This window comes from Allobosea sp. LjRoot237, assembly GCF_964253285.1.
Classification (GTDB): domain Bacteria; phylum Pseudomonadota; class Alphaproteobacteria; order Rhizobiales; family Beijerinckiaceae; genus Allobosea.
Genome location: NZ_CAXUQP020000001.1, coordinates 180,442 through 204,913 on the forward strand (window position 1 = coordinate 180,442; position 24,472 = coordinate 204,913).

At 67.2% G+C, this 24,472-nt stretch carries 26 protein-coding genes; 15 read left to right on the forward strand and 11 right to left on the reverse strand.

Annotation, left to right across the window (positions count from 1 at the left end):
• Positions 1-6 precede the first annotated feature (6 nt).
• Positions 7-489 carry a CAP domain-containing protein gene (locus tag ACSQ24_RS00825; protein ID WP_436092855.1) on the forward strand — a complete coding sequence of 161 codons (483 nt, stop codon included), beginning with the start codon at positions 7-9 and terminating at the stop codon, positions 487-489.
• A gap of 19 nt (positions 490-508) precedes the next feature.
• Here ACSQ24_RS00825 and ACSQ24_RS00830 read toward each other — a convergent pair whose 3' ends face one another.
• Genes ACSQ24_RS00830 through ACSQ24_RS00840 form a run of 3 tightly spaced genes read right to left on the reverse strand, consistent with a single transcriptional unit; the run spans position 509 to position 2,879 of the window.
• Positions 509-1,261: a M15 family metallopeptidase gene (locus tag ACSQ24_RS00830; RefSeq protein ID WP_436092856.1), complete on the reverse strand. Its 753-nt coding sequence runs from the start codon at positions 1,259-1,261 to the stop codon at positions 509-511.
• 8 nt (positions 1,262-1,269) lie between these two features.
• Positions 1,270-2,094, reverse strand: coding sequence for an OmpA/MotB family protein (locus tag ACSQ24_RS00835; RefSeq protein ID WP_436092857.1), 825 nt, complete (start codon positions 2,092-2,094; stop codon positions 1,270-1,272).
• Positions 2,095-2,108: 14 nt separating this feature from the next.
• The gene (locus tag ACSQ24_RS00840) at positions 2,109-2,879 is read right to left on the reverse strand and encodes a motility protein A (RefSeq protein WP_126115135.1); all 771 of its coding nucleotides are present in this window, start codon (positions 2,877-2,879) and stop codon (positions 2,109-2,111) included.
• A 142-nt stretch (positions 2,880-3,021) separates the two neighbouring features.
• Here ACSQ24_RS00840 and ACSQ24_RS00845 point away from each other — a divergent pair, with 142 nt between their 5' ends.
• From ACSQ24_RS00845 to ACSQ24_RS00860, 4 genes are all read left to right on the forward strand, one after another.
• Complete coding sequence (locus ACSQ24_RS00845) at positions 3,022-4,839, forward strand: glucan ABC transporter ATP-binding protein/ permease (RefSeq protein WP_436092858.1); 1,818 nt, start codon at positions 3,022-3,024, stop codon at positions 4,837-4,839.
• An 81-nt stretch (positions 4,840-4,920) separates the two neighbouring features.
• Positions 4,921-5,898: a TRAP transporter substrate-binding protein gene (locus tag ACSQ24_RS00850; RefSeq protein WP_436092859.1), complete on the forward strand. Its 978-nt coding sequence runs from the start codon at positions 4,921-4,923 to the stop codon at positions 5,896-5,898.
• Between the two features lie 366 nt (positions 5,899-6,264).
• Positions 6,265-6,648: a DUF1330 domain-containing protein gene (locus tag ACSQ24_RS00855; protein ID WP_436092860.1), complete on the forward strand. Its 384-nt coding sequence runs from the start codon at positions 6,265-6,267 to the stop codon at positions 6,646-6,648.
• Between the two features lie 126 nt (positions 6,649-6,774).
• Positions 6,775-7,950 carry a calcium:proton antiporter gene (locus ACSQ24_RS00860; RefSeq protein ID WP_436092861.1) on the forward strand — a complete coding sequence of 392 codons (1,176 nt, stop codon included), beginning with the start codon at positions 6,775-6,777 and terminating at the stop codon, positions 7,948-7,950.
• Here ACSQ24_RS00860 and ACSQ24_RS00865 read toward each other — a convergent pair.
• Genes ACSQ24_RS00865 through ACSQ24_RS00875 form a run of 3 tightly spaced genes read right to left on the reverse strand, consistent with a single transcriptional unit; the run spans position 7,940 to position 11,015 of the window.
• Complete coding sequence (locus ACSQ24_RS00865; RefSeq protein ID WP_436092862.1) at positions 7,940-9,268, reverse strand: HlyC/CorC family transporter; 1,329 nt, start codon at positions 9,266-9,268, stop codon at positions 7,940-7,942. The genes ACSQ24_RS00860 and ACSQ24_RS00865 overlap by 11 nt on opposite strands.
• An 11-nt stretch (positions 9,269-9,279) precedes the next feature.
• A complete protein-coding gene (gene aroB / locus ACSQ24_RS00870) occupies positions 9,280-10,428 on the reverse strand; it encodes a 3-dehydroquinate synthase (RefSeq protein WP_436092863.1) in 1,149 nt (382 codons plus the stop codon).
• The gene (locus ACSQ24_RS00875) at positions 10,425-11,015 is read right to left on the reverse strand and encodes a shikimate kinase (RefSeq protein WP_436092864.1); all 591 of its coding nucleotides are present in this window, start codon (positions 11,013-11,015) and stop codon (positions 10,425-10,427) included. The genes aroB and ACSQ24_RS00875 overlap by 4 nt, the downstream gene beginning before the upstream one ends.
• Before the next feature lie 123 nt (positions 11,016-11,138).
• On the opposite strand from ACSQ24_RS00875, the gene ACSQ24_RS00880 reads away from it, so the two are divergent.
• From ACSQ24_RS00880 to ACSQ24_RS00890, 3 genes are read left to right on the forward strand one after another with little or no spacing between them, the layout of a single operon-like run.
• Positions 11,139-12,971: an aminodeoxychorismate synthase component I gene (locus ACSQ24_RS00880; RefSeq protein WP_436092865.1), complete on the forward strand. Its 1,833-nt coding sequence runs from the start codon at positions 11,139-11,141 to the stop codon at positions 12,969-12,971.
• A gap of 30 nt (positions 12,972-13,001) precedes the next feature.
• Positions 13,002-13,145, forward strand: a complete 144-nt coding sequence (locus ACSQ24_RS00885) for a histidine kinase (protein ID WP_126115143.1) — start codon at positions 13,002-13,004, stop codon at positions 13,143-13,145.
• Positions 13,142-14,077 (forward strand): site-specific tyrosine recombinase XerD, encoded by a 936-nt coding sequence (locus tag ACSQ24_RS00890; protein WP_436092866.1) that lies wholly within the window; start codon positions 13,142-13,144, stop codon positions 14,075-14,077. The genes ACSQ24_RS00885 and ACSQ24_RS00890 overlap by 4 nt, the downstream gene beginning before the upstream one ends.
• A 7-nt stretch (positions 14,078-14,084) precedes the next feature.
• Here ACSQ24_RS00890 and ACSQ24_RS00895 read toward each other — a convergent pair whose 3' ends face one another.
• From ACSQ24_RS00895 to ACSQ24_RS00910, 4 genes are all read right to left on the reverse strand, one after another.
• Positions 14,085-15,851 (reverse strand): cation:proton antiporter domain-containing protein, encoded by a 1,767-nt coding sequence (locus ACSQ24_RS00895; protein WP_436092867.1) that lies wholly within the window; start codon positions 15,849-15,851, stop codon positions 14,085-14,087.
• 122 nt (positions 15,852-15,973) lie between these two features.
• Positions 15,974-16,300 carry a polyhydroxyalkanoic acid system family protein gene (locus ACSQ24_RS00900; RefSeq protein WP_436092868.1) on the reverse strand — a complete coding sequence of 109 codons (327 nt, stop codon included), beginning with the start codon at positions 16,298-16,300 and terminating at the stop codon, positions 15,974-15,976.
• Positions 16,301-16,460: 160 nt separating this feature from the next.
• Positions 16,461-16,670 carry a hypothetical protein gene (locus ACSQ24_RS00905; RefSeq protein WP_436092869.1) on the reverse strand — a complete coding sequence of 70 codons (210 nt, stop codon included), beginning with the start codon at positions 16,668-16,670 and terminating at the stop codon, positions 16,461-16,463.
• Positions 16,671-16,808: 138 nt separating this feature from the next.
• Positions 16,809-17,594 carry an IclR family transcriptional regulator gene (locus ACSQ24_RS00910; RefSeq protein WP_436092870.1) on the reverse strand — a complete coding sequence of 262 codons (786 nt, stop codon included), beginning with the start codon at positions 17,592-17,594 and terminating at the stop codon, positions 16,809-16,811.
• 155 nt (positions 17,595-17,749) lie between these two features.
• Here ACSQ24_RS00910 and ACSQ24_RS00915 point away from each other — a divergent pair, with 155 nt between their 5' ends.
• The 6 genes from ACSQ24_RS00915 to ACSQ24_RS00940 all read left to right on the forward strand — a co-directional run bounded on the left by ACSQ24_RS00915 (position 17,750) and on the right by ACSQ24_RS00940 (position 22,779).
• On the forward strand, positions 17,750-18,409 hold the full coding sequence (locus ACSQ24_RS00915; RefSeq protein ID WP_436092871.1) for an amino acid ABC transporter permease: 660 nt from the start codon (positions 17,750-17,752) through the stop codon (positions 18,407-18,409).
• Positions 18,406-19,056 (forward strand): amino acid ABC transporter permease, encoded by a 651-nt coding sequence (locus ACSQ24_RS00920; RefSeq protein ID WP_436092872.1) that lies wholly within the window; start codon positions 18,406-18,408, stop codon positions 19,054-19,056. The genes ACSQ24_RS00915 and ACSQ24_RS00920 overlap by 4 nt, the downstream gene beginning before the upstream one ends.
• On the forward strand, positions 19,043-19,774 hold the full coding sequence (locus ACSQ24_RS00925; RefSeq protein WP_436092873.1) for an amino acid ABC transporter ATP-binding protein: 732 nt from the start codon (positions 19,043-19,045) through the stop codon (positions 19,772-19,774). Before ACSQ24_RS00920 ends, ACSQ24_RS00925 begins: the two co-directional genes overlap by 14 nt.
• 46 nt (positions 19,775-19,820) lie before the next feature.
• A complete protein-coding gene (locus tag ACSQ24_RS00930) occupies positions 19,821-20,621 on the forward strand; it encodes a transporter substrate-binding domain-containing protein (RefSeq protein ID WP_436092874.1) in 801 nt (266 codons plus the stop codon).
• 182 nt (positions 20,622-20,803) lie between these two features.
• On the forward strand, positions 20,804-21,844 hold the full coding sequence (locus ACSQ24_RS00935; RefSeq protein WP_436092875.1) for a succinylglutamate desuccinylase/aspartoacylase family protein: 1,041 nt from the start codon (positions 20,804-20,806) through the stop codon (positions 21,842-21,844).
• Entirely contained in the window at positions 21,841-22,779 is a 939-nt protein-coding gene (locus ACSQ24_RS00940; RefSeq protein ID WP_436092876.1) for a threonine ammonia-lyase, read from the forward strand. The genes ACSQ24_RS00935 and ACSQ24_RS00940 overlap by 4 nt, the downstream gene beginning before the upstream one ends.
• 294 nt (positions 22,780-23,073) lie before the next feature.
• Here ACSQ24_RS00940 and ACSQ24_RS00945 read toward each other — a convergent pair whose 3' ends face one another.
• On the reverse strand, positions 23,074-23,820 hold the full coding sequence (locus ACSQ24_RS00945; RefSeq protein ID WP_436092877.1) for a transporter substrate-binding domain-containing protein: 747 nt from the start codon (positions 23,818-23,820) through the stop codon (positions 23,074-23,076).
• A gap of 179 nt (positions 23,821-23,999) precedes the next feature.
• Here ACSQ24_RS00945 and ACSQ24_RS00950 point away from each other — a divergent pair, with 179 nt between their 5' ends.
• A complete protein-coding gene (locus tag ACSQ24_RS00950) occupies positions 24,000-24,419 on the forward strand; it encodes a DUF1236 domain-containing protein (RefSeq protein ID WP_436092878.1) in 420 nt (139 codons plus the stop codon).
• The last annotated feature ends 53 nt before the right edge of the window (positions 24,420-24,472 follow it).

The following is a 24,472-nucleotide window of genomic DNA, read 5'->3' on the forward strand; positions in this document are numbered from 1 at the left end:
CGTGCGATGAGCTGTCCCGCAGCTCTCGCTGCCGCGCTCTCGTTGCTCAATCTCGCCGGCTGCACAGAGCCCGTGCGGACGCAGCCCGCCTTCTATCGCGATCTCGGCTCGCCCTCGGCACGGGTTGATGCGGAGGCGGCGCGCGCGACCATCTCGGCCTATCGGCTGAATGCCGGCCTTGGTGCGCTGAAGCTCGATCCGGAGCTGATGCAGGCGGCCGAGCAGGAAGCCACTGCCATGGCCGCCGCCGACAAGCCAGCCCAGGCCGAGGCGGTGAAGGCCAGGCTCGCGCGGGCCGGGCAGCCGGGCGCCGAGGCCAATCTCTCGGCGGGCTATCGCCGCCTGGCCGAGGCCTTTTCCGGCTGGCGTGACTCGCCGCAGCACGACCGGGTGATGAAAGCGCCGAACGCGACGCGGATGGGCATCGCCTCGGCCTATGCGGCCGGCTCGAAGTATCAGGTCTATTGGGCGCTGGTGGTCGCGCCCTGAGGAGGCGCTGCCGAGAAGATCATTCGATCACGAAATCGAAGGACGTCTTCGGGAATGGTTCCTTCGCGAGCGTGAAGTGCCACCACTCCTTGCTGTAGCCGCGGAAGCCCTCGGCGCTCATCGCGGCGGCGAGGATGGCGCGGTTGCGGCGAGCCTCGGCCGTGATTCCCGGATGGCCGAGCGCGCTTCGTTCCGAGAAGCAGTCGAAACTCGTGCCGAGATCGAGGTTGGATTCGCGCGGCCGCGTTGAAACCGAGCCGTCGCAAGGGCCTGCTTCCGTCGGCGTCGGCAACGCGGCTTCGCCGGCGCGGAGGAGGCCGACATCGATGGTCGAGCCGCGCGAGTGGCTCGAATTCGCAGCGATGTAGCCTTTGGCAACGAGATCGCCCCTGGCGATGCCGGGATGGAAGATGCGGCCGAGGTCCTGTCCGCCGGGGCGCTTGACCCAGTCGTTGAAGGCGGCGACGGCGCGCACCGGACGGTAGCAGTCGAACAGCTTCAGCCCGTAACCTTGCCGGGCGAGCCGCTTTTCGGCACGGATCAGGGCTTCTGCCGCTGCGCGCGTCAGGACGCATCCGGCGTGGTCGTAGCCAGGCACGACCGTGCCGGTGAAATTGAACGGCGTCGCGTAGCGAATGTCCTGCGCGATCGCCGGTGCGAGCTCGCGCAGTCGCACGAAGCCGGTCGGCAGCGGCTCGGCTTTGGCCGGGCTCAAGCCCGATACGAGCAGGGAGGCGGCCAGTCCGACGCAGGGGGCAATCCCACGCGGCATGCCACGGCTCAGGGCTTGGCGCCGACCGGCAGCGGCGGCGCGTCTGCCTTCAGGACGATACCGACCCGGCGGTTGAAGGCGAGATAGGGGTTGTCCTTGACCAGCGGGTCGGTGTCGGCCTTGCCGGTGACCGAGCTGAAGCGCTCGTCGGGGACGCCGGCATTGCCGAGAAGCTCGCGCACCGCCGAGGCGCGGCCGACGGAGAGGGCCCAGAGGTTACCGGCGGCGGTCGTGCCCGGGCGCTGCGCGGCGGTGTGGCCGGTGATGGCGATCTTGTTGGGCATGCGGCGCAGCGTCGGCGCGATCGCGGCGAGCAGCTTGCGCATGCGCTCGTTCGGCTGAGTCGAACCCTCGGCGAACATGGCGCGGCCGTCCTGGTCGACGAGCTGGATATCGATACCCTGCTCGGACACTTCGATCAGGATGTTGCGCGAGAGCTCGCCGATCTCGGGCATCTCGCGCAACGCCTGGCGCAGCGAGGCGGCGGCGAGCGCGAAACCGCGGTCATGGGTGGCGGAGACCAGCCCCTCCTCCTTCTGCTGATTTTGGTTCGGCGCAGTGTTGTCGGAGGCGTCCTCGATCGGACGGACATAGGCGTTCTTGATGTGTGTCTTGGTCGGGACGCCGTCGACCTCGACGATGCCGGCGAGCTTGAATTCGCGCTGCGTGCCGAAGGCCTCGCGCATCGAGCCGGCGACGATCTGCAGCTTCTGCTTGTCCTGGCTTGAATAGGCGGCGACCATGACGAAGAACGCCATCAGCAGGGCCATGAGGTCGGCGAAGGTCACGAACCAGCCGTGACCGCCATGCCCGCCTCGCTTCTTCTTGGCCATTTGCTAGGGTCCGCTCAGGTGGCTTCGGCCATCTCGGCCCGGTGATGGTCCGGCAGATAGGCGAGGAGCATTTCGCGCACCAGGGTTGGGCTCTTGGCGTCGCGCATCTGCAGGATGCCGTCGATGATCAGCGTCCGCGAGATCTCCTCTTCCTCGAGCTTGATGTGCAGCTTGTCGGCGATCGGGAGGGTCAGCATGTTGGCGACCATGGCGCCGTAGAGCGTCGCCAGCAGCGCTGTCGCCATGGCCGGGCCGAGCTTGGACGGGTCGGACATGTTGGCGAACATCGTCACCATGCCGAGAATCGTGCCGATCATGCCCCAGGCCGGGGCGCAGTCGCCGATCGCGCGGTAGACCTTGGAACCCTCGTCGAGCCGCTGCAGGAAGTTGTCGCGGTCGCGCTCCATCGTGTCGCGGATGAAGTCCTTGTCGTAGCCGTCGGCGATGTAGCGCAGGCCCTGCGCCAGGAACGGATCGGAGACCTCGACGTTTTCCAGCGCCACCGGGCCGCTCTTGCGGTTGATCTCGGCGACCCGGGTGATCTCGTCGATCAGCTCGCGCGGATGGATCGAGCGCATGGTGAAGGCGAAGCGGAGGCCCATCGGCAGGCCGTGCGCGATCACCGAGAAAGGAAAGCGCAGCATGGTCGCGGCCGAGGCGCCGCCGAAGATGATGATGACGGCGTGCTTGTCATAGTAGGCGGCGAAATTGCCACCATCGATCATGATCAGCGCGACGATCGTCGCGATGCCGCCGATGATGCCTGCGCCGGTCGCGATATCCATGAGCCACCCCAAACCGGCCTGCGCAGCCGCAACGCCAACGCCACGCTTTCGCTGTCGCGGAAACCATAAGGAGCGGCGGTTGAAGGAAGCGTTAAGGTTGAGGACTTGCTCACGCCGCGTCGTCGTCTAAAGCTGCTGCACGATGTCTCTGCTTGCGATCTACGCCCGCGTCCTCGGCGAGCTCGGCCCGGAACGGCGCCTAGGGCTCATTCTCGCGCTCGCCAACGTCGCGTTGGCGGCCGCTGCCTTTGCCGAGCCGATGCTGTTCGGCGCGCTGATCGACAGATTGACCAGCCTCCAGATCACCGGCATCCGCCCAACCTGGGCCGATATCAGCGTATTGCTCGCCGCCTGGGTCGGCTTCGGACTGTTCAATATCGCCGCCGGCGTCTTCGTCGCGCTCTTCGCCGACCGGCTGGCGCATCGTCGCCGCCTCGCGGTGATGGCCAATTATTTCGAGCACGCGCTGACGCTGCCGCTCGCCTATCACACGCAGACCCATTCCGGCCGCGTGCTCAAGGTGATGCTGGAGGGCACCAGCGGCATGTGGGCGCTCTGGCTCTCCTTTTTCCGCGAGCACTGCGCCAGCTTCGTCGCGCTCTTCATCCTGCTGCCGTTCACGCTGTGGAAGAACTGGCAGCTCGGCCTGGTGCTGATCTTCCTTGTCGTGCTGTTCGGTACGCTCACCGCCTTCGTGCTGCGCAAGACCGACAAGCTGCAGAGCAATGTCGAGGCCTATCATTCGAGCCTCGCAGAGCGGGCTTCGGACGCGCTCGGCAACGTCCCGGTGATCCAGAGCTTCACGCGGATCGAGGCCGAGGTGCGCGGCCTGCGCTCGACCATCACCAGCCTGCTCGAAGCGCAGATCCCGGTGCTGACTTGGTGGGCGGTTGCCACTGTCGCGACCCGCGCCTCGGCGACGCTGACCGTGCTCTCGATCTTCGTCGTCGGCACCTGGCTCTTGATGCAGGGGCTGACCACGGTCGGCGAGATCGTCACCTTCATGGGTTTCGCCACCATGCTGGTCGGCCGGCTCGAGCAGATCGTCTCCTTTGTCAACTTCATCTTCATGCAGGCGCCGAAGATGCGCGAGTTCTTCGAGGTGATCGATACGCTGCCGGCGGTCCGCGATCTGCCCGGCGCGCCTGATGCCGGCCGGCTGGAGGGGCGCATCGCCTTCGACGACGTCTCCTTCTCCTATGATGGCAAGCGCGCTGCCGTCGCCGACGTCTCCTTCGAGGTCAAGCCCGGCGAGACCATCGCGATCGTCGGCTCGACCGGCTCGGGCAAGTCGACCACGCTCGGCCTGCTGCACCGCGCCTTCGACCCGCAGTCCGGCCGCATTCTCGCGGATGGCAGAGACATCCGCGAGATCTCGCTGCTCTCGCTCCGGCGCAATATCGGCGTCGTCTTCCAGGAGCCGATGCTGTTCGCCCGCTCGATCCGCGAGAACCTCACGGTCGGCAAGCCGGATGCGACCGACGCCGAGATGATGGAAGCGCTCGACCGGGCCCAGGCGACCGAGGTGATGGCGCGCCAGAGCGATGGGCTCGACACCATCGTCGGCGAGCGTGGCCGCACGCTCTCCGGCGGCGAGCGCCAGCGCCTGTCGATCGCCCGCGCGCTGCTGAAGAACCCGCCAATCCTGATCCTCGACGAAGCGACTTCGGCCCTCGATGCAGCGACCGAGGTCAAGCTGCAGAAGGCGCTCGACGAGGTGATGAAGGGCCGTACCACCTTCGTCATCGCCCACCGCCTCGCCACCATCCGCAATGCCGACCGTATCCTCGTGTTCGAGCAGGGGCAGGTGATCGAGATGGGCTCGTTCGAGGAGCTCGTCGCCAAGGGCGGGCGCTTCGCGGCGCTGGCCCGGGCGCAGTACCTGGTGACCGACAAGCCGGCCCAGATGCTGGCGGACAGCGAGGCCAGCCCGCTGGCACAGAAGCTGCCTGGTGCTTGACAGCGGAGCAGCCCATGCCTGCTTCGATCTTGCTTGTCCGGGGCAAACGTTGCCGCCGTTCGATCAATAGGAGACCTGTGCATGCGCCGCCTTATGCCCGCTGCCGCATTGACCCTGAGCCTGTCGTTCGCGCCCGCCTTCGCCCAGACGGTCTGGGAGATGCCTACCGAATATCCCGCCACCGCCATCCCAGGCGAAGGCGTCGCGTCTTTCGCGCGGCTGGTGAACGAGCGCGCGGGCGGGCGGCTCACGATCACTCCGAGCTTCGACGCGGCGAAGGGGATCAAGTCGGCGGGCATGATTGCTGCGGTCCAGGAGGGGAAGGTCGCCGCCGGCGACGCCTTCGCCGGCGCGCTCGGGAGCGTGCACTCGCTCTTCGGACTGTCTTCGCTGCCCTTTCTTGCAACCTCGATCGATGATGCCAAGCGCCTGACGGATCTCGCGAAGCCGACCTACGCCAAGGTTTTTGCAGGCTATGGACAGCGCATTCTCTACACCACGCCCTGGCCGGCCTCCGGCATCTGGTCGAAAGAGGTGGTGACCTCGGCGAAGGATCTCGCCGGCCTGTCGATCCGCACCTATGACGCGACTTCGACAACGGTGATGACCAATGCTGGCGCAAAGGCGGTCAACCTGTCCTTTGCCGACGCGATGCCGAAGGTGAAGGACGGCTCGGTCACGGCGGTGTTGTCGTCGGGAGATGGTGGCGCGGGGCGCAATCTCTGGCAGTTCCTGCCGCATTTCAGCGAGGTGAACTATGCCCTGCCGATCTCGCTGGCGACGGTCGGCCTCGCCGCCTACGAGGCCCTGCCGGCCGATCTGAGGCAGGTTGTCGACGAGGCGGCGGCCGAGACCGAGCGGCGGCAGTGGAGCGCGATCAGGACGCGGCTCGACGAGAATTATGCCCGCATGCGCGCCAACGGCGTGACCATCCATGCCGATCTGCCAGCCGACCTGAGGCAGCGGCTCGCGGTGGCGGGAAAAGCGGCCGTCGATGAGTGGCGTATCAAGGCCGGCCCGGAGGGGGCAGCCATCCTCGACGCCTTCGCGAAACGCTGAGATGCGGTCGCCACGCTCCCAGTCCAGAGGGCGGTGCAGGCAGGGATCGAGTTTGACATGGTCTGGCCCGACCTGCTCCCAGCTGCCGCTGACGACGACGCCCTCGCCGGCTTTGCGCCCGTTATCGTCATAGGTGACGCAAAGCACCTGTAGGTCCGGCGCCCGGCACAGGCCGAGATAAGTCAGGCCTGTGCCTGCCTTGACCATGGTCAGCCGCGGCGACGGCGAGCGGTGCAGGGAGGGTGGAACCCAAGCCGAGCATGATCATCGTCGGGGCTTCGTGCTGCTTTGTGGCGGCTCTGCGGAGCCTGCGGCGCTCGGTTTCGATTACCTGCCGCGTAATCGACCCGCGGCGCCTCGGCGGGCATGGTCCTTCGCGACACCGGCTGCATCGGCCGCGCCGCGATCGAGGAGAACACCATGACCGCCTACGCCATCGCCCATCTTCGCGACGTCGACGTGAACGCCGAGATCATCGACTACATCCGCCTGATCGACGAGACTCTCACGCCCTTTGGCGGTCGCTTCCTGATCCATGGCGTGACACCGGAGGTGATGGAGGGGCCCTGGGAGGGCGATCTCGTCGTCATCGCCTTCCCGGACCTCGCAGCTGCTCATGGCTGGTACGCTTCGCCCGCCTACCAGGCGATCCTGCCGCTCAGGACGCGGAATTCGCGCAGCGCCGCGTTCATCGTCGAGGGCGTCCCCGAGGGTTACAAGGCGACCGATTTCCTGGCGAAGCTCGGCTGAGTAAGCAGCGTCCACCGGCCGCGACGGGGAGGAGGCCAACAATCGCGTGTCACTGCCGTGCCGTTGTGAGATCATTTTCGGCGTGTACTCGCCGATATCCTTTCACCGACGGACCCATTGCCAGACATGATGATTGCCCGCCTTGCCTGCGCCTGGGCTTCGGTCTTGGCCTTTCAGCTCTTTGGCAGTGCGCTGCTGGGTCAGCTCGGAACCCCCGTTCCGTCCCTGCTCGTCTTCGCCTGGCTGCTCGGTGTGATCGTCTGGGCGGCCTTCGGCGTGGTGCACGAGGCCGAGGAGTTGGCGCATCGGCTCGGCGAGCCCTATGGCACGCTGATCCTGACGCTCTCGATCGTCATCATCGAGGTGGCGCTGATCTCGGCGGTCATGCTCGGCGCCAAGGGAGCGCCGACACTCGGCCGTGATACGATGTTCGCGGTTCTGATGATCGTGCTCAACGGCGTGGTCGGTATCGGCCTCCTGATCGGCGGCCTCAGGCATTTCTCGCAAGGCTACAATCTCAAGGGCGCCTCGGCCTATCTGGCGGTGATCATCCCGCTCACCCTGATCCCGCTGGTGCTGCCGAACTTCACCACGTCGACCGCCGATGGCACGCTGACAACCTTCCAGTCGATCGCGTTCTCGCTCTTCACCCTGTTGCTCTATGGCGCCTTCCTGATCTTGCAGACCGGCCGGCACAGCGTCTTCTTCCAGGAGCCGGCAGGCGAATCCAATATGCCCTACGGGGCCGCCTATGCCCGGGCCAGGATGCAGCCGGAGCTCGACGCGACATCGGGGCCCGCTCCCGCTCCCGAGCCGGTGGAGGAGGAGCCGCCTCATGCGACATCGGGAGGCTCGATCCAGTTCCATGTCGTCCTTCTGCTCCTGAACATCCTGCCGATCGTGATCCTGGCGAAGAGTCTGGCGACCGTGCTGGATTTCGGGATCGCGCGCCTCGGCGCCCCGGTCGCGCTCGGCGGTATCCTGATCGCCATGGTGGTGTTCACGCCGGAATGCATCGCGGCGCTGCGCGCGATCACCACCAACCAGCTGCAGCGGGCGATCAATCTCTGTCTTGGCGCCGCTGCCTCGACGCTCGGCCTGACGGTGCCGGCGGTCCTCGTGATCGGCCTGATCACCGGCCAGCCGGTGGTGCTCGGCCTGTCCGGCACCAACATGGTGATCCTGGCGATGACGCTCCTGCTCTCGACGCTGACCTTCACCGGCACGCGCACCACCATGCTGGAGGGCGCGGTTCACCTCTCGGTGTTCTTCGTCTTCCTGGTGCTGGTCTTCAGCCCCTGACAGAGGCTGGGCGAGCTGCTTCCGGCTCGGCTTGGACGCCGTTGCCGACCGGTGCGATCCGCAGCGCCGTGACCCGGTTGCGGCTCTTGCGCATCACCTCGAAGCGGAAACCGTGGAAGGTGAAGGCCTGGCCGGCATCGGGGATGGCGCGCGCTTCGTGGATGACGAGGCCGGCGATGGTCGTCGCCTCCGCATCCGGCAGGTGCCAGTCCATCGCCCGGTTGAGGTCGCGGATCGGCACGCCACCGTCGACAATGACCGCGCCGTCCGGCTGCTGGCGCAGGCCGGGCAGGGCGACGTCGTGCTCGTCGCGGATGTCGCCGACGATCTCCTCGAGGATGTCCTCGAGCGTCACCAGCCCCATCACCTCGCCGTACTCGTCGACCACCAGCGCGAAATGCGTCTTGCGGGCGAGGAAGCCCTTGAGCTGCTCGGGCAGGGGCGTGTTGACCGGCACGAACCAGGGCGCGAAGGCGATCGTCGCGACATCGAGCTTGCCGGCGTCGCCGCCGGCTGCGTCGAGCGCGCGCAGCAGGTCCTTGGCGTGCAGGATGCCGACGATGTTCTCCGGCTTGTCGCGCCACAGCGGCATGCGGGTGTAAGGCGAGGCGAGCACCTCGCGGACGATCGTCTCCGGGCCGAGATCGAGATTGATCGTCCGCATCTTGGTGCGGTGGATCATCACGTCCTCGACTGCGAGCTGCTTCAGGTCGAGCAGCCCGCTGACCATGTCGCCATCGGCCTTCTCGACCGTGCCGCCCTGACGCATCAGCTCGACCTGGTCGCGCAGGATCTCGTCGATCGCCAGCACGGGACGCTGCGAATCGATCCGCAGGCCGAACAGACCGAGCACGCGGCGAGCGAACCATTGCATCAGCCGTACCGGTGGGCCAAATACTGCGAGCAGGCGGGCCACCGGGCGCACCAGCTTGAGCGCCATGCGTTCAGGGTCGGCGACAGCCGCCATGCGCGGCGCCAGTTCCCCGAGCACGACGATGATCAGCGCAACCGCGATCGCGAGGCCGGCCGCGCCGCTGGCGCCGAAGGAGGCCAGCGCCGCATAGGCGGCAAAGCTTGCCGTTGCGGTCTTCACCAAAGTGCGCGCCAGCAGGAACACGCCGCTCAGGCGCTCGCGATCGTCCAGCACGCGAAGGGCGATCGCGGCACGGCGGCTGCCCGCCTTCTCCTGGGCAGCGAGCCTGGCACGGGAGAGCGCGTGAAGCGCCGCATCGGCTGCGGCCAGGAAGCCGGTCAGCAGCACGCCGAGCGCGACGACGGCGAGGGCGAGCCAGGGGTCGAGATGCGGAATGGCGACCATGGCGGTAGCGCTCAGGTCCCCGCGATTTCGCTCTCGATGAAGTCGTGCGCAGCCTCGGCGGTGACGCCGGGCGCGATGAAGCTCCTGCCGATGCCATGCGCCAGGATGAAGGTCAGCGCGCCGCGCTTGACCTTCTTGTCCTGCGTCATCGCCTCGACGATCTCGGCGGCCGTGCCGGTGCCGCCGGGGACGTCCTGCAGTTTGGTGGGCAGACCCACGGCAGTCAGATGAGCGGCGACCCGCCCGGCATCCTGCCCGGGGCAGAGGCCGAGGCGCTGCGAGAAGCGGAAGGCGAGGCAAAGCCCGATCGCGACAGCTTCGCCATGGACGAGCCGGGTGGAATCGTAGCGGGTCAGGCGCTCCAGCGCATGGGCGAAGGTGTGGCCGAGATTGAGCAGGGCACGGTCGCCATCCTCGCGCTCGTCACGCGCCACGACCGCGGCCTTGGCCCGGCAGGCGGTCGCGACGGCATGGTCGCGCTCGGGGCCGCCGGCCATGACGCGGCGCCAGTTGACCTCGCACCAGTCGAAGAAGGCGGGATCGTCGATCAGGCCGTATTTCACGACCTCGGCGTAGCCGGCCTTGAACTCGCGCTCGCTCAGCGTGTCGAGCAAAGCGGTGTCGCAGATCACCAGCGCAGGCTGGTGGAAGGCGCCGATCAGGTTCTTGCCATGGCTGGAGTTGATCCCGGTCTTGCCGCCGACGGACGAATCGACCTGGGCGAGCAGGCTGGTCGGGATCTGCACGAGGCGCACGCCGCGGCGCAGTACCGAGGCGGCAAAGCCGGAGAGATCGCCGACGACGCCGCCACCGAGCGCGATGACGAGATCGTTGCGCTCGATCTTGGCGGCGAGAAGCCCGTCGCAGAGCTCGATGAAGCGGGCATAGGATTTGGAGGCCTCGCCCGGCGGAATGATCAGACGCGTCGTGGCGACGCCAGCCTGATGCAGGCAGGTCTCGAGCGCCGGCGCATGCAGGGCGGCGAGGTTCTCGTCGGTGACGATGGCGGCGCGAGCACCAGGGCTCAAGGCGGCGATCATCCCGGCGGCCTCGCAGAGCTGATGGCGGCCGATCAGGATGTCGTAGGAGCGTTCGGCCAGCGCGACCGGCACGACGATGCGCGCCGCAGCAGCGGCCTCAGAGGCCGTCTGGGCGCTCATCGCGTGCCCTCCTCGCGCAGCCGCCGGTCGAGCGCTGCCATCGCATCCTCGACGACGACTTCGTGCGGGTCGTCGCGCGAGATCAGCGTGATGTCGGCAAGCGCATAGACCGGCTCGCGCTCGGCCAGCATCCGGTGCATCGTTGCCTCCGGATCGGTTGTCTGGAGCAAAGGACGGTTGCTGCGCTTGCGAACGCGGCGCATCAGCACGTCGAACTCGGCCTTCAGCCAGATCGAGAGGCCGAGCTCGGCGATGCGGGCACGGGTGTCGGCGTTCATGAAGGCGCCACCGCCGGTCGCCAGCACGAGCGGCGCGCGCGTCGCCAGGATGCGGGAGATGACCCGGCGCTCGCCGTCGCGGAACTCGCTCTCGCCGCGCTGGGCGAAGATCTCGGGAATCGTCATGCCGGCGGCGGTCTCGATCTCGGTGTCGGCATCGACAAAGGGCAGGCCGAGGCGGGCGCCGAGGCGCTTGCCGACCGAGCTCTTGCCTGAGCCCATCATGCCTACCAGTACCACCGCCCGCGCCCCAAGCGCAGCGCGCAGGGCGATCCGGTCCACCTGTTCGATCGTTTCCGCCATCGTCATCGAAAGATTTCCTCTCGCCCGCTCTAGCATGAGGATCGCAGCGCCGCCACGTCCTGCGCACTGCGGTTGACCGGGGCTCCCAAGCCGGGCTTGTAGCGCCGCGACGGGGTGGTGGGGCGCATGATGCCGACGGCAGGAGAGGATAGCGGGATCGCTGCGTTGCGGCCGCCCTGCGTGCTGCTGGAGGATCGCGGCGGGGCAAAGCAGGCGCTGCTCTTCGCCGATCCCATGGAAGTCGTGGAGGCTCGCGAGCCTTCTGAAATCGCCGGTGCTTTCGCCCGTATCGAGGTGGGGTTGGCGCGAGGGCTGCACGCGGCCGGGTTCCTCTCCTATGAGCTGGGCTATGCCTTCGAGCCGCGTCTCATCGCGCTATTGCTGACGGAACGGCAGCTGCCCTTGCTCTGGTTCGGCCTGTTCGAGGCGCCGCGCAGTATCGCGCCGGCAGCGCTCGATCAGGGTTTCGCGGAGCTGTGCCCGCCGCCGCTGGAGGCGCTGGCGTTCGGCCTGGGCGAAGCCGGCCATGCCGAAGCCGTGCAGCGCGTGCTCGACTATCTCCATGCCGGCGACGCCTATCAGGTCAACCTGACCTTCCCGATCCGCTTCCGCTATCGCGGCGATCCGCTGGCGCTCTATGGCGCGCTGAGGGCGAGCCAGCCGGTCGCGCATGGCGGCATGGTCGAGACGGGCGAAGCGAGCATCCTCTCGGTCTCGCCCGAGCTGTTCATCGAGACATCGGGCGGGCGCGCCATCACCCGGCCGATGAAGGGGACGGCGGCGCGCGGGGCCGATGCCGAGGCGGATGAGGCGGCGAAGGCGGCTTTGCGTGCCGATCCGAAGCAGCAGGCCGAAAACCTGATGATCGTCGACCTCCTGCGCAACGACCTCGGCCGGGTCAGCGAAACCGGCTCCGTTGCGGTGCCGGCCTTGTTCAGCGTCGAGACCTATCCGGGCTTCCACACGCTGACCTCGACGGTGACGAGCCAGCTGCGGCCGGGCCTGTCGCTGCTCGAGCAGATGCGGGCGCTGTTCCCCTGCGGCTCGGTCACCGGTGCGCCGAAGCTGCGGGCGATGGAGATCATTCGCGAGCTCGAAGCCGCGCCGCGCGACCTCTATACCGGCTCGATCGGCATGATCGCGCCGAATGGCGACCTCAGTTTCAACGTCGCGATCCGGACCGCGACGTTGCTGCCGGGCGGCGAGGGCGTCTACGGCGTCGGCGGAGGCATCGTCGTCGATTCCACGCCCGCGGAGGAATATGCCGAGTGCCGGCTGAAGGCGAAGGTGCTGACCGACCTCGCTGGGGATTACGGGCTGATCGAGACGTTGCGCTGGTCGGGCGGCTATATCTGGCTGCCCTTGCATCTCGAGCGTCTCGCCGCGTCGGCGACGGCGCTCGGCTTCCGGTTCGATCGGGAGCGGGCGCTCGGGCAGCTGAGCGAGATTGAAGCATCATTCCCTGCCGGAGAAGAGCGGCGGGTGCGCTGTGAATTGCACCGCGACGGCGCGCTCCAGGTCAGCACGGCAGCGATGCCGGCCGCGGCGGATGGCCCGGTCCGCATCGCGCTGGCCGGACAACGGGTCGATGCTGGCGATCCGTTCCTGCGCCACAAGACCACGCGCCGGGCGCTCTATGAGCGGGCCTTCGCCGAAGCGGCGGCCCAAGACTGCGACGATGCGCTTCTTTTGAACCGGCAGGGTTTCGTCACAGAGACCAGCCGCAGCAACATCTTCGTCGAGCGCGATGGCGCGTTGCTGACGCCGCCGCTGGAGCATGGCCTTTTGCCCGGGGTGCTGCGCCGCGAACTCATCGCAACCGGTGCGGCCCGCGAGGTACCTTTACGTCTTGAAGACCTGAACCACGCCGTGCGCTGGTTCGTCGGCAATAGCCTGCGCGGATTGCAGATCGCGCGGCTCGCGGGTTCTTCGCTTGCGTCCCGCCCCACCGATCAGGAATAACCGGGTGGGGTGCATGGGGAATCGCCGGCCGTGCCGACGCTGTTCAAGTTCCTGACGTTCCTCGCGGTGATCGCGGGGTTGATCTATGGCGGCATGATCGCGCTGGTCACCTTCGTGCAGCCGGAGCCGCGCGAGATGGTCGAGGTCGTGCCGCCCTCGAAGCTGCAGAAATGAGCAAGCAGGCGCGTTCCTGGCTGAACGGCTTCCTCGACATGCTGGCGGCCGAACGCGGCGCCGCCAAGAACACGCTCGAAGCCTATGAGCGCGATCTCGAGGATTATCTCGGCTTCGCTGCGAGCCAGGGTGGGCCGGCCGCGATCACGGCGGACGATGTCCGCGCCTACCTCGTCGACCTGTCGGAGCGTGGGTTGAAAGCCTCGTCGGCGGCGCGGCGGCTCTCGGCGGTCCGGCAATTCCACCGCTTCCTCTACACGGAAGGGTTGGCGGGAGGCGATCCGACCGCCGCGATCGAGGGCCCTCGGCTCGGCCGGCCGCTGCCGAAGGTGCTTAGTGTCGCCGAGGTCGACCGGCTGATCGGCACGGCCCAGCAGATGGCGAAGCAGGCGGAGCAATCGCCAGCGGCGCGGGCGCGCGCCGTGCGGATGCGCTGCCTGATCGAGATGCTCTACGCCACCGGCCTGCGCGTCTCCGAATTGATCGCGCTGCCGCTCTCGGCCGCAACCACGCGCGAGCGCTTCCTTGTTGTGCGCGGCAAGGGCGACAAGGACCGGCTGGTGCCGCTGAACGAGGCGGCGCGCGTCGCAGCCTCGGTGCATCTCGCCTTATTGCGCGAGCAGGGCGCGGCCGACGGACGCTGGCTCTTTCCCTCCGACGGCGAGAGCGGGCACCTGACCCGCCAGGCTTTCGGCCGAGACCTCAAATCACTGGCGGCAGCGGCCGGCCTGTCGCCGGCCAAGGTCTCGCCGCATGTGCTGCGCCATGCCTTCGCCAGCCATCTCCTGCAGAACGGCGCGGACCTGCGCGTCGTGCAGGAACTGCTGGGGCATGCCGACATCGCGACGACGCAGATTTACACCCACATCCTCGACGAGCGGCTGAAGAGCATGGTGCGCGACCTGCATCCGCTGATGGACGAGGACGGGTAACCCGGGCTCAGGCCGCGTTAGGCGCCGGCTCCTCGCCCTTCCTGCCGCAGAGCGCCAGCATGGCGCGGGCGATCTCGGCCTCGCCCATGATGGTGCGGCTGGCGCCACATTCCTTGAGATGCTCGACCTCGGCGACAGAATGGGCCCGGGCGATGATTGGGAGGCCCGGATTCTGCTTGCGGGCCTGCTCGCAGACCTGGCCGGCCTCGAAGCTGCCGGGAATGGCGACGAAGAGGCGTTGTGCCCGCGCGAGACCAGCAGCGGCGAGCACTTCCGGATCGGCGGCGTTGCCGACGAGCACCTCGGCGCCGTCGCGGCGGGCGGCGGCGACGCCGTCGTCCTGGTCCTCGATCACCAGCAGCTTCTCGCCCATGGCCGAAAGGCCGGCGCCGAGCAGCGAGCCGACGCGGCCATAGCCGACGACGACGATATGGTCGGAGAGCGCGGTCGGCGCGATATCGCGCTCGAGCGCCGGTGCAGGCTCGGGCTCCGGTGCCGTCGCGGGGGCCTCAGGCGGTGGCGCAGGCGCTGGCTCGGCCGGCTTGGGCTTGGCCGGAGCCGGATCGGGCGGCGCGAGCCGGTCGACCAGCTTGAACAGCAGCGGGTTGAGCACGATCGAGAAGATCGCGCCGGCGAGAATCAGGTCGCGGCCCTGCTCGGGCAGGAGCTTCAACGAGACGCCGAGCCCGGCGAGGATGAAGGAGAACTCGCCGATCTGCGCCAGGCTCGCCGAGATCGTCAGCGCGACCTGATCGGGCTTGCCGAAGGCGCGCACGATCAGCCAGGCCGCCAGGGTCTTGCCGAACAGGATGATCGCGATGGTGGCGATCAGCGGGAATGGCGAGCGCAGCAGGATAGCCGGATCGAACAACATGCCGACCGAGACGAAGAACAGCACCGCGAAGGCGTCGCGCAGCGGCAGCGATTCCTCGGCGGCGCGATGGCTGAGCGGCGATTCGCTCAGGATCATGCCGGCGAAGAAGGCGCCGAGCGCGAAGGAGACGCCGAACAGGCTGGCGGCGAGATAGGCGACGCCGAGCGCGATCGCGAGCACGGCGAGGCGGAAGAGCTCGCGCGAGCCGGTATGGGCGACCCAGTGCAGGATCCAGGGAATCAGCCGGCGTCCGACGATCAGCATGAAGGCGACGAAGGCGGCGACCTTGGCGAGCGTCAGGCCGAGCACGCCCCAGAGCCCGAGATCGAAGCGCGTCGCCAGCGGTCCGCTTCCCGAAGCGGTGGCGGAGCCGCCATTGAGCGCATCGGCGACTGCCGGGATCATGACCAGCGCCAGGACCATGGCGAGGTCCTCGACGATCAGCCAGCCCACGGCGATCTTGCCCTTCTCGGTCTGGACGATGCGGCGCTCCTGCAGGGCGCGCAGCAGCACGACGGTACTGGCGACCGAGAGCGCCAGGCCGAAGACGAGGCCGGCGATCACGGTCCAGCCGAGCAGCAGCGCGAGGCCGAGGCCGAGCAATGTCGCGACAGCGATCTGCACCAGCGCGCCCGGTACGGCGATGGCGCGGACCGAGAGCAGGTCCTTCAGCGAGAAATGCAGGCCGACGCCGAACATCAGCAGGATGACGCCGATTTCGGCGAGGTCGTTGGCGAGGCCTTGATCGGCGACGAAACCGGGGGTGAAGGGACCGACCGCGACGCCGGCGAGGAGATAGCCGACCAGCGGGGAAACCCTCAACTTCTGCGCCAGCGCCCCGAAGACGAAGGCGAGGCCGAGGCCCATGACGATGATGGCGATCAATGGACCGTGATGCATGGGTCTCCGGCGGGCAGGCAAGAAGGGATGTCGCGACTTTGCGGATCGCCGCGGACGATTTCAACCTTCGATGGCAGACAAAAGTCGCGAGGCGGCTGCGACATGGCGCGCAAGGCGCGAGGTCAGGCCTTGGTCGGCTTGTGCTCGAGCAGGATCTGGCCCTGCTTCTCGACGCCGAGCTTGAGCTTCTCGGCGAAGATCGCGAGCAGCAAGGGCAGCATCACCTCGACGCGCACCAGCCCCTCCTCGACCTCGATCTTGCCGTGGACGGTCTGGCCGAGGGCGGCGACGCCGAAATGCAGCGTGTCGTCCTGCCAGTTCTCCTCGACGAGCTGCATGCCGAAGCTGCCGAGCTTGTCGCGGACCTTGCCGACGCCGCCCTGCAGCCGCTGGCGGGCCGCGTCACGGCCAAGCGAATGCGAGATCGTGATGGTGACGGGGCGTTTCATGCGTCAATCCCGGAAGCGCGAGGTGGTCGGCCTACCGCTGAGATGGGCGGCGTTGTGCGCGCTTGCAACAGTCTATGGACACGACCTTGAACGAGATCGTCCCGGGCGACCGTGAGGAGACCCGGGACGACGCGTATGAAGTGAAACTGGGTTTTGAGGATCAGTGACTGCGGGCTTCGAGCGCCTGCTGGCCTTCCGGAGTGACCTGCCAGACCTCGTCACCGGGCTCGGCCAGGCCGCGACCCTGGAGCAGGCGCAGCATCGCCTCGCCGAAGATGAAGCGGCGCGTCTCCTCGCTGATGCTCTCCAGCGCGATCCATTCCGGATCGGTCATCACGATGCTCTGCGTGTTCGTCGCGGTCTCGGCCATATCGTCCTCCTCCGTGGCGGTTGCGGCGGTTAGACGCAAATTCGCGAGCAATCTTGGAGAGTATATGGCCGGCTTCGGGTGGCGCTGCGGCAATTGCGCGGGTTTTCCGGGTTAGACGGTGGTTTTTCCGGATGAGCCCTAGCCGTAGGGCAGGCGCAGGCCCGCCTCGGCGGCGCAGGCTTTCAGTGCCAGCAGGATGGCATTCTCGTCGGTCTCGACGCCGTGGCGCTGCAGGCAAGGCACCAGGATAGCCGCTTCGGCCTGGCCGGCCGGGCCGATCACCGGGCAGGCGATGTCGGTGACGGCGAGAATGTCGCGGCTCGGCGCGATCCGGTGGCCGAGCGTGCGGATCTCGGCGAGCGCGGCCAGCGTTTCCGGTTGGTCGAGACGCTGCCTGGTCTCAGCCGGCGCCTCGCGCATCAGTCCGCGCCGGCGCGCCTCCGACTGGAAGGCGAGGATGAGCAGGCCGGAATTGGCGTCGAGCGCCGGCCGGCCATAGCCGGGGCGGACGATGACGCTGGCGTCGAGATGGCCGGCGGTGGTCGCCAGCACCACGGTCTGCGCCCGGCTCAGTACGACGAGATGGGCGGCCTGGCCGCTCTCTTCGCTGAAGCGCTCCATCAATGGCAGCACGACTGAGGTGAGCTGCTTGCCGCCCGGCGTCCTGATGCCAAGGTCGAACAGGCGGCGCGACAGGCCGAGCCGGTCGGTGCCCGCCTCGCGCTCGAGATAACCGCGCTGCTGCAGCACGAAGACCATGCGGAAGATCTCGCTCTTCGAGCGCTGCAGCCGCTCGGCGATGACGCGGGTCGAGAGCGGCTCGCCGGTGTCGGCGAGCAGTTCGAGGATGTCGAGGCCCTTCTCCAGGGCCGGCGCGGCATAGGCCGCCTTCTCGTCATTCTCGGCTTCAGGGAAAACGCTCATGCTGCGCCTGTTTCATATGTGAAGCTTGACATCAAATAAGAAGCCAAACTAGCCTCCGGGTAAAGAGGGGGAGCAATGACCGCATCGCCGCAGCATCCGTCCAGCCTATCCGGACGATGGGCCTGTGGCCCCGCAGCCTTTGAGAGGCTGACGCGATGAAGTACGGGCTCCAGTTTCGCGACGTCTTTGCGGCCTGGGAGTCCATTCTCGACGGCGTCTGGATCACGCTGCTGCTTTCGGTGGCGGCGATGCTCGGCGGGCTCGTCATCGGCGTCCTCTGCGCGGCCGGGCGGACCTACGGCCCCACCTGGCTGCGCCGCATCATCGGCGCCTATGTCGAGATCATCCGCAACACGCCGCTGCTGGTGCAGCTCTTCCTGATCTTCTTCGGGCTGCCGAGCTTCGGGCTCAGGCTCGACGGGCTGACGGCCGCGATGATCGCGCTCGTCATCAATCTCGGGGCTTATACCACCGAGATCGTCCGCGCTGGGCTCGAGGCGGTGCCGAAGGCTCAGATCGAGGCCGGCCATTCGCTCGGGCTCTCCGGCCTGCAGGTCTTCCGCTACATCGTCGTTTTCCCGGCGCTGAAGGCGATGTTCCCGGCGCTCGCCAGCCAGTTCGTGCTCCTGATGCTGGCGACCAGCGTCGCCTCGCAGATTTCGGTGCAGGACCTGTTCCATGCAGCGTCGATCGTCCAGTCGCGCACCTTCCGCGATTTCGAGGTCTATACGGTGATCGGCGTGCTTTACCTCGCGCTCGCCATCGGCTTCCGCGGTCTCTTCGCCCTGATCTACCGTATGGTGTTCGTGCGATGATCCGCGAATTCGGCCTCATCGATGTGATGTACCTGATCGCGGCGGCGCGCTGGACGATCGCGCTGACCGCCGTCGCCTTCGCCGGTTCGGCGGTGCTGGGACTTGCGCTCGCGATCATGCGCATCCTGCCGGTCGCGCCGCTGCGCTGGTTCGCGGCGACCTATATCCAATTGGTCCAGGGCACGCCGCTCCTGGTCTGGCTGTTCCTGATCTTCTTCGGCCTGCCGCTCGCCGGGGTCTCGGTCAATCCCTGGATTGCCGCGGCCGTCGCCTTCTCGGTCTACGGCTCGGCCTTCCTCGGCGAGATCTGGCGGGGAGCGCTGACCTCGATCGCGAAAACACAATGGGAGGCTGGCGCCTCGCTCGGGCTCTCGCTCGGCGAGCAGCTGCGCTATGTCATCATCCCGCAGTCGATCAGGATCGCGATCCCGCCGACGGTCGGTTTCCTGGTGCAATTGATCAAGAACACCTCGCTCGCGGCGGTGATCGGCTTCGTCGAGCTCACCCGCGAGGGCCAGCTCACCGCGGCCGGCACCTACAAGCCCTTCGCCGTCTACATCACCGTCGCCTGCATCTATTTCGCGATGTGTTTTCCCCTCACGCAATGGAGCCGCTCGCTCGAGCGGAAGCTCGATGTCGCTCGTTGAAATCCGGGACGTCAGCAAGAGCTACGGCACCAACCAGGTGCTGAAGGGCGTTTCGCTGAACGTGGAGAAAGGCGAGGTCGTCGCCGTGATCGGCCGCTCGGGCTCGGGGAAAAGCACGCTGCTGCGCTGCGTCAATGGGCTGGAGCCGGTGCAGGCTGGCAGGATCAGCGTCGACGGCGTCAAGGTCAACGACCCCGCGACCGACCTGCGCAAGCTCCGGCAGGAGGTCGGCATCGTCTTCCAGCAGTTCAACCTGTTCCCGCATCTCTCGGTCGCCGACAACATCACGCTCGCCCCGCGCGTCGTGAAGAAGCAGCGGCCGGACGAGGCGCGCGCAGTCGCCCGCGAGGTGCTGGCCCGCGTCGGGCTCGAGGACAAGCTCGATGCCTATCCCTCGCAGCTCTCGGGCGGCCAGCAGCAGCGCGTCGCGATCGCGCGGTCGCTCGCCATGCGGCCGAAGCTGATGCTGTTCGACGAGGTCACCTCGGCGCTCGATCCGGAGCTCACCGGCGAGGTGCTGAAAGTGCTCGAATCCGTGGCGCAGGAGGGCATGACCATGATCCTCGTCACCCACGAGATGGGCTTTGCCCGCAGGTTCGGCTCGCGTGTCGTCTTCATGCACGAAGGCCGCATCCACGAAGAAGGCCAGGCCGCGGCGGTGCTCGCCGGGCCGAAGACGCCCGAGCTCAAGACCTTCCTCAGCGCGGTTCTGCACTGAGGCAGGGAAGATCAGTTTCGGTACCGGTCAACGAGGGGAGAGAAAGATGCGTAAACTGTTTGCAGGCCGTTCATTCCTGGCAGGACTTGCGGCGATGGCGATCGCCGCGTTCGGAACCGTCGAGGCCAAGGCCGACAAGCTCCAGGACATCCTGTCCAAGGGCGTGGTGCGCATCGGCGTGCCGCTCGATGCGCCGCCTTTCGGCTCACAGGACGCCAACCGCAACGCGGTCGGCTTCGACATCGAGTTCGCCGAGATGGTCGCCAAGGGGCTCGGTGTGAAGCTGGAGATGCAGCAGATCACCGGCGCCAACCGCATCCCCTTCCTGCTCACCGACAAGGTCGACATCGTCATCTCGGTGATGGGGCTGACTCCGGAACGTGCCCGGCAGATCCAGTTCACCGCGCCCTATGCCAACACCTTCCTCGCCGTCTACGGCGCGAAGTCGGCCAATGTCACGAGCCCGGAGACGATCGGCTCGAACCGCGTTGCCGCCGCCAAGGGCACGACGCAGGAACTCGCGATCACCGCGACGGCGCCGAAGGCCAGCATCATGCGCACCGAGGACGATGCGACCGCGGCCGCGGCCTACATCACCGGGCAGGCCGACCTCATCGCGACCAACTCGATCGTCGCCCAGGCGCTCGCCAAGCAGAACCCGAGCAAGGAGTTCGAGCGCAAATTCGTCATCCGCCGCAGCCCGGCGCATATGGGCGTCCAGATGGACCAGCACAATCTGGTGCGCTGGCTCGACGGATTCATCTTCTTCAACTCGATGAACGGCGAGCTCGACCGGCTGCACAAGAAGTACCTGGACATGCCGATGGACCCGCTGCCGACGCTGTGAGCGGTCCACTGCCGTCATTCTCGGGCGAAGCGTAGCGCAGACCCGAGAATCTCCTGACCAGACGACGCTGGGTGGAGCCTCATCCTGCCTGAGATGCTCGGGTCAAGCCCAAGCATGACGGTCTGCCTCGACCTTCCCCTTCGTGGGAGGGCTTCCCATGCCACGTCCCATCGAGCCCCGCCATGACCAGCCCCCGCCAGAAGCCGACGCCGCGCCCGTCTTCCGCCTTCCTCACCGTCGACCCTGAGAAGGACGGCAAGCAGGTCGGCTTCCTGATGATCCCGCATTCGCCGCATGACGACGCCTGGGGCGCGACGCGGATTCCGGTCGCGATCATCAAGAACGGGACGGGCCCGACCGCCGTCCTCGAAGGCGGCAATCATGGCGACGAATACGAGGGGCCGATCACGATCTGCGACATGATCCGCGACCTCGATCCCGGCAGGGTGCAAGGGCGGCTCATTCTGATGCCGGCGAACAACGTCCATGCCGTCATTGCCGGCCAGCGCACCTCGACGGTTGACGGGCTCAACTTCAACCGCACCTTCCCGGGCGATCCGCGCGGTACCATCACCCAGCAGATCTCGGCCTTCGTCAGCGACCATATTCTGCCGCTCGGCGACGCCTTCCTCGACCTGCATTCCGGCGGCTCCTCGCTCGATATCATCCCGAGCGCCATCGTCGAGCCGACCGACGATCCCGAGCTGCACAAGCGCAATGTCGCGGCGGTTCAGGCCTTTGACGCGCCAATGACCGTGGTGATCTCCAATCTCGGCGAACCGCGCACCGCAACCGCAACCGCCTGCCGGCAGGGGCTCGTCACGGTCGGCACCGAGATGGCGGGGGCCGGCACGGTCTCCCTTGACGCGCTCAAGGTCTGCCGCCGTGGCGTCGCCAATGTGCTCGACCATCTCGGTATCGTCGTGCGCGACAAGCCGGAGCCGCGCAGCGGCGGCGGGCAGGTGCTCGAACTGCCGGGAACTGCCGCTTACGTCTATGCCACGGCGGACGGCGTCTTCGAGCCGTTCCACGCCAATGGCGAAAAGGTCAGCGCCGGGCAGCCGGCTGGGCGCATCCATTGTACCTGGGATCCGACCCGCTTGCCCGAAACGCTGCATTACGCTGCCGACGGCATCCTCTACGGTCGGCGCCAGCCGGGCCGTGTCAGGCCGGGCAATTGCTGCCTGATCGTCGCGGCGCCCTATCGCGGAGTCCTGTCATGATCGGCCTCGACGATATCCGCGCGGCGCGCTGGCGGATCGCGCCGCACATCCGCAAGACGCCGATCCTGCCCTATGCCCAGCTCAGCTCGCGTGACGAGTTCGGCGGTACGGTGACGCTGAAGCTCGAATTGCTGCAGGCGGCCGGCTCGTTCAAGGCGCGCGGCGCGATGAACCGGTTGCTGACGCTCTCAGCGGAGGAACTGGCCCGCGGCGTCGTCACGGCCTCGGGCGGCAATCATGGGCTGGCCATCGCCCGCTCGGCCTATGTGCTTGGCACCAGGGCCAAGATCTTCCTGCCGTCGAATGTCGTCGCCGACAAGGTCGCCAAGCTGAAGAAATGGGGCGCCGATGTCGAGATCGTCGGTGCGATCTGGGACGACGCCAATGCCGCCGCGCTGACCTATGCCAGGAAGACCGGCGCAACCTACGCCCATCCGTTCAGCGATCCCGTGGTCGTCGCCGGCCAGGGCACGCTCGGCCTCGACATGCTCGATGAGATGCCCGAGGTCGACGTCATCCTCGTCGCGATCGGCGGCGGCGGGTTGATCACCGGGCTGTCGACGGCCGTGAAGGCGCTCAGGCCGCAGACGCGCATCATCGGCATCGAGCCCTATGGCTCGCCGACGCTGCATGCCTGTCTCAACGCCGGCAAGCTGGTCACGCTCGATAAGCTGGAGACGCGGGTCGCGACCATGTCGTGCCGGCGCACCGACCAGGCGATCTACGAGGCTGTCGCACGCAATGTCGACGAGATCGTGCTGGTCAGCGATGAGGAGATGGAGCAGGCGGCCCAATCGCTCTGGTTCGAGTTCGGCATCGCCGCCGACCTCTCGGGCGCGGCTGCGGTGGCGGCCTTGCAGGCAAAGCGTTTCGCGCCGGCGCCCGGCAGCAAGGTCTGTGCGCTGGTCTGCGGCGCCGGGACGGACGGGACGTGACATCGTCGTCATGCTCGAACTTGACCCATAGCTGCCCGGTTCGATTGATCAGACACGATGGAGGCGCGGGGAACCCTCTCCTGGAAGGAGAGGGCAGGGTGAGGTGTAGGCCCTGTGACCAGTTCCGCGAGCGCTGACCGCGCGGTCAGGTTCAAGCCGACGTTTCCAGTCCGAACACCTCACCCCTGCCCCTCTCCTTACAGGAGAGGGGTTCCCGCGCTTGTCCGATCAGCGCCTTCTCGTCTAGAGATTCTCGGGTCTGCGCTTCGCTCCGCCCGAGAATGACGGCTTGCTTTACCGCGCGACGCTCAGCCCCTGCACGCCGTGCTTTTCGATGAGTGCTGCGACGAAGCCCGACTCCTTCGCCGCGGTGATGAACTTGGTGAGGTAATCCGCAGCTTCGGCCTTGGCCTTCGGCACGCCGATCGCCTGCTGCACGGTCATGAAATACCCGTCGAGGATGCGTGTGCCGGGGATGGCGACGACATCCTTCAACAGACGTGGTCGCAACCCGGCCAGCGCGTCCAGTTCCTTGGCGACGAAATCATCAGCCGAGTCGTCGAGCGTGCCGGAGCGGACGAGCTCGGCCTTGCGGATGTTGCGGTCGAGCCAGAGGCCGTAGGCGGCGCGGCCGCTGACCGCGATGCGGACGCCCGGCGCGTCGACATCGGCGATCTCCTTCAGAGGCGAGGCCTCGCGGACGAGATAGGTCGCCTCGATCTCGGCATAAGGAGGCGTGAAGCTGATCGCCTCGGCCCGTTGCGGCTCGGCGCCGATCAGCCCGACATCCCATTCATCGCAAGGCGCGGCGTCGGCGAGCTGCCCGGGATTCTCGTAAGTTACATAGCGCAGGCCGGTGCCGAGGAGGTCGGCCAGCGCCCGGGCCATGTCGGGCGAGACGCCCTGCGGCTCGCCCTGCGAACCGCGGCTGGAGACCAAGAGGAAGTTCGAGAGGTTGATGCCGGCGCGCAGCAGGTTGGCCGGCGCCAGATGCTCGCGCACGGTCGGCGAGAGCTGGCCGATATCAGGGCGGAATTCCATGATGTCTCCCTGCCGTTCGAGCTTTCGTCTTATGCGCCGCGTGGCGGCACGGAGACAACCCGCCGGCAATTTTCCGGCGAAGTCGCGGCATCCTCATGACAACGCATTTTCTACGGAACCTTGCGGGACAAGTGCGGTTTGCCGGAGAGGTTCTTTCATCGGAAGGAGGAACTCAGATGATGAAGAAACTTGCCCTCGCGACGGCCATTGTCGCGTTCTCCACGGCTGCTATGGCGCAGCAGAATCCCTCAGGCGCTCGCGGCGGTGCGGCCGGTGGCGCAGCGGCCGGTGCGGTCGGCGGAGCTGTCGTGGGCGGCCCGCCCGGCGCGGTGGTCGGCGGTGTCGGCGGCGCGGTCGCCGGTGCGATCATCGGTGACAACACCGAGCCGCGCTTCCGCCAGTATGTGGTTCAGCATCGCGTACCGTCCTACACCTATGAGGAGCCGCTTGAGGTCGGTACGGTCCTGCCGGCACGTGGCGTCACCTATCGCGAGGTTCCGCGCGAGTACGGGGCGAGAGGCCATCGCTATACGGTGGTGAACGACCGTACGGTGATCGTGGAGCCGAAGACACGCAGGGTCGTGCAGATCATCGACTGATCGGCACCGGTGCGAATTCTGGAAGCGCGGCCTTCAGGGCCGCGCTTTCGTAT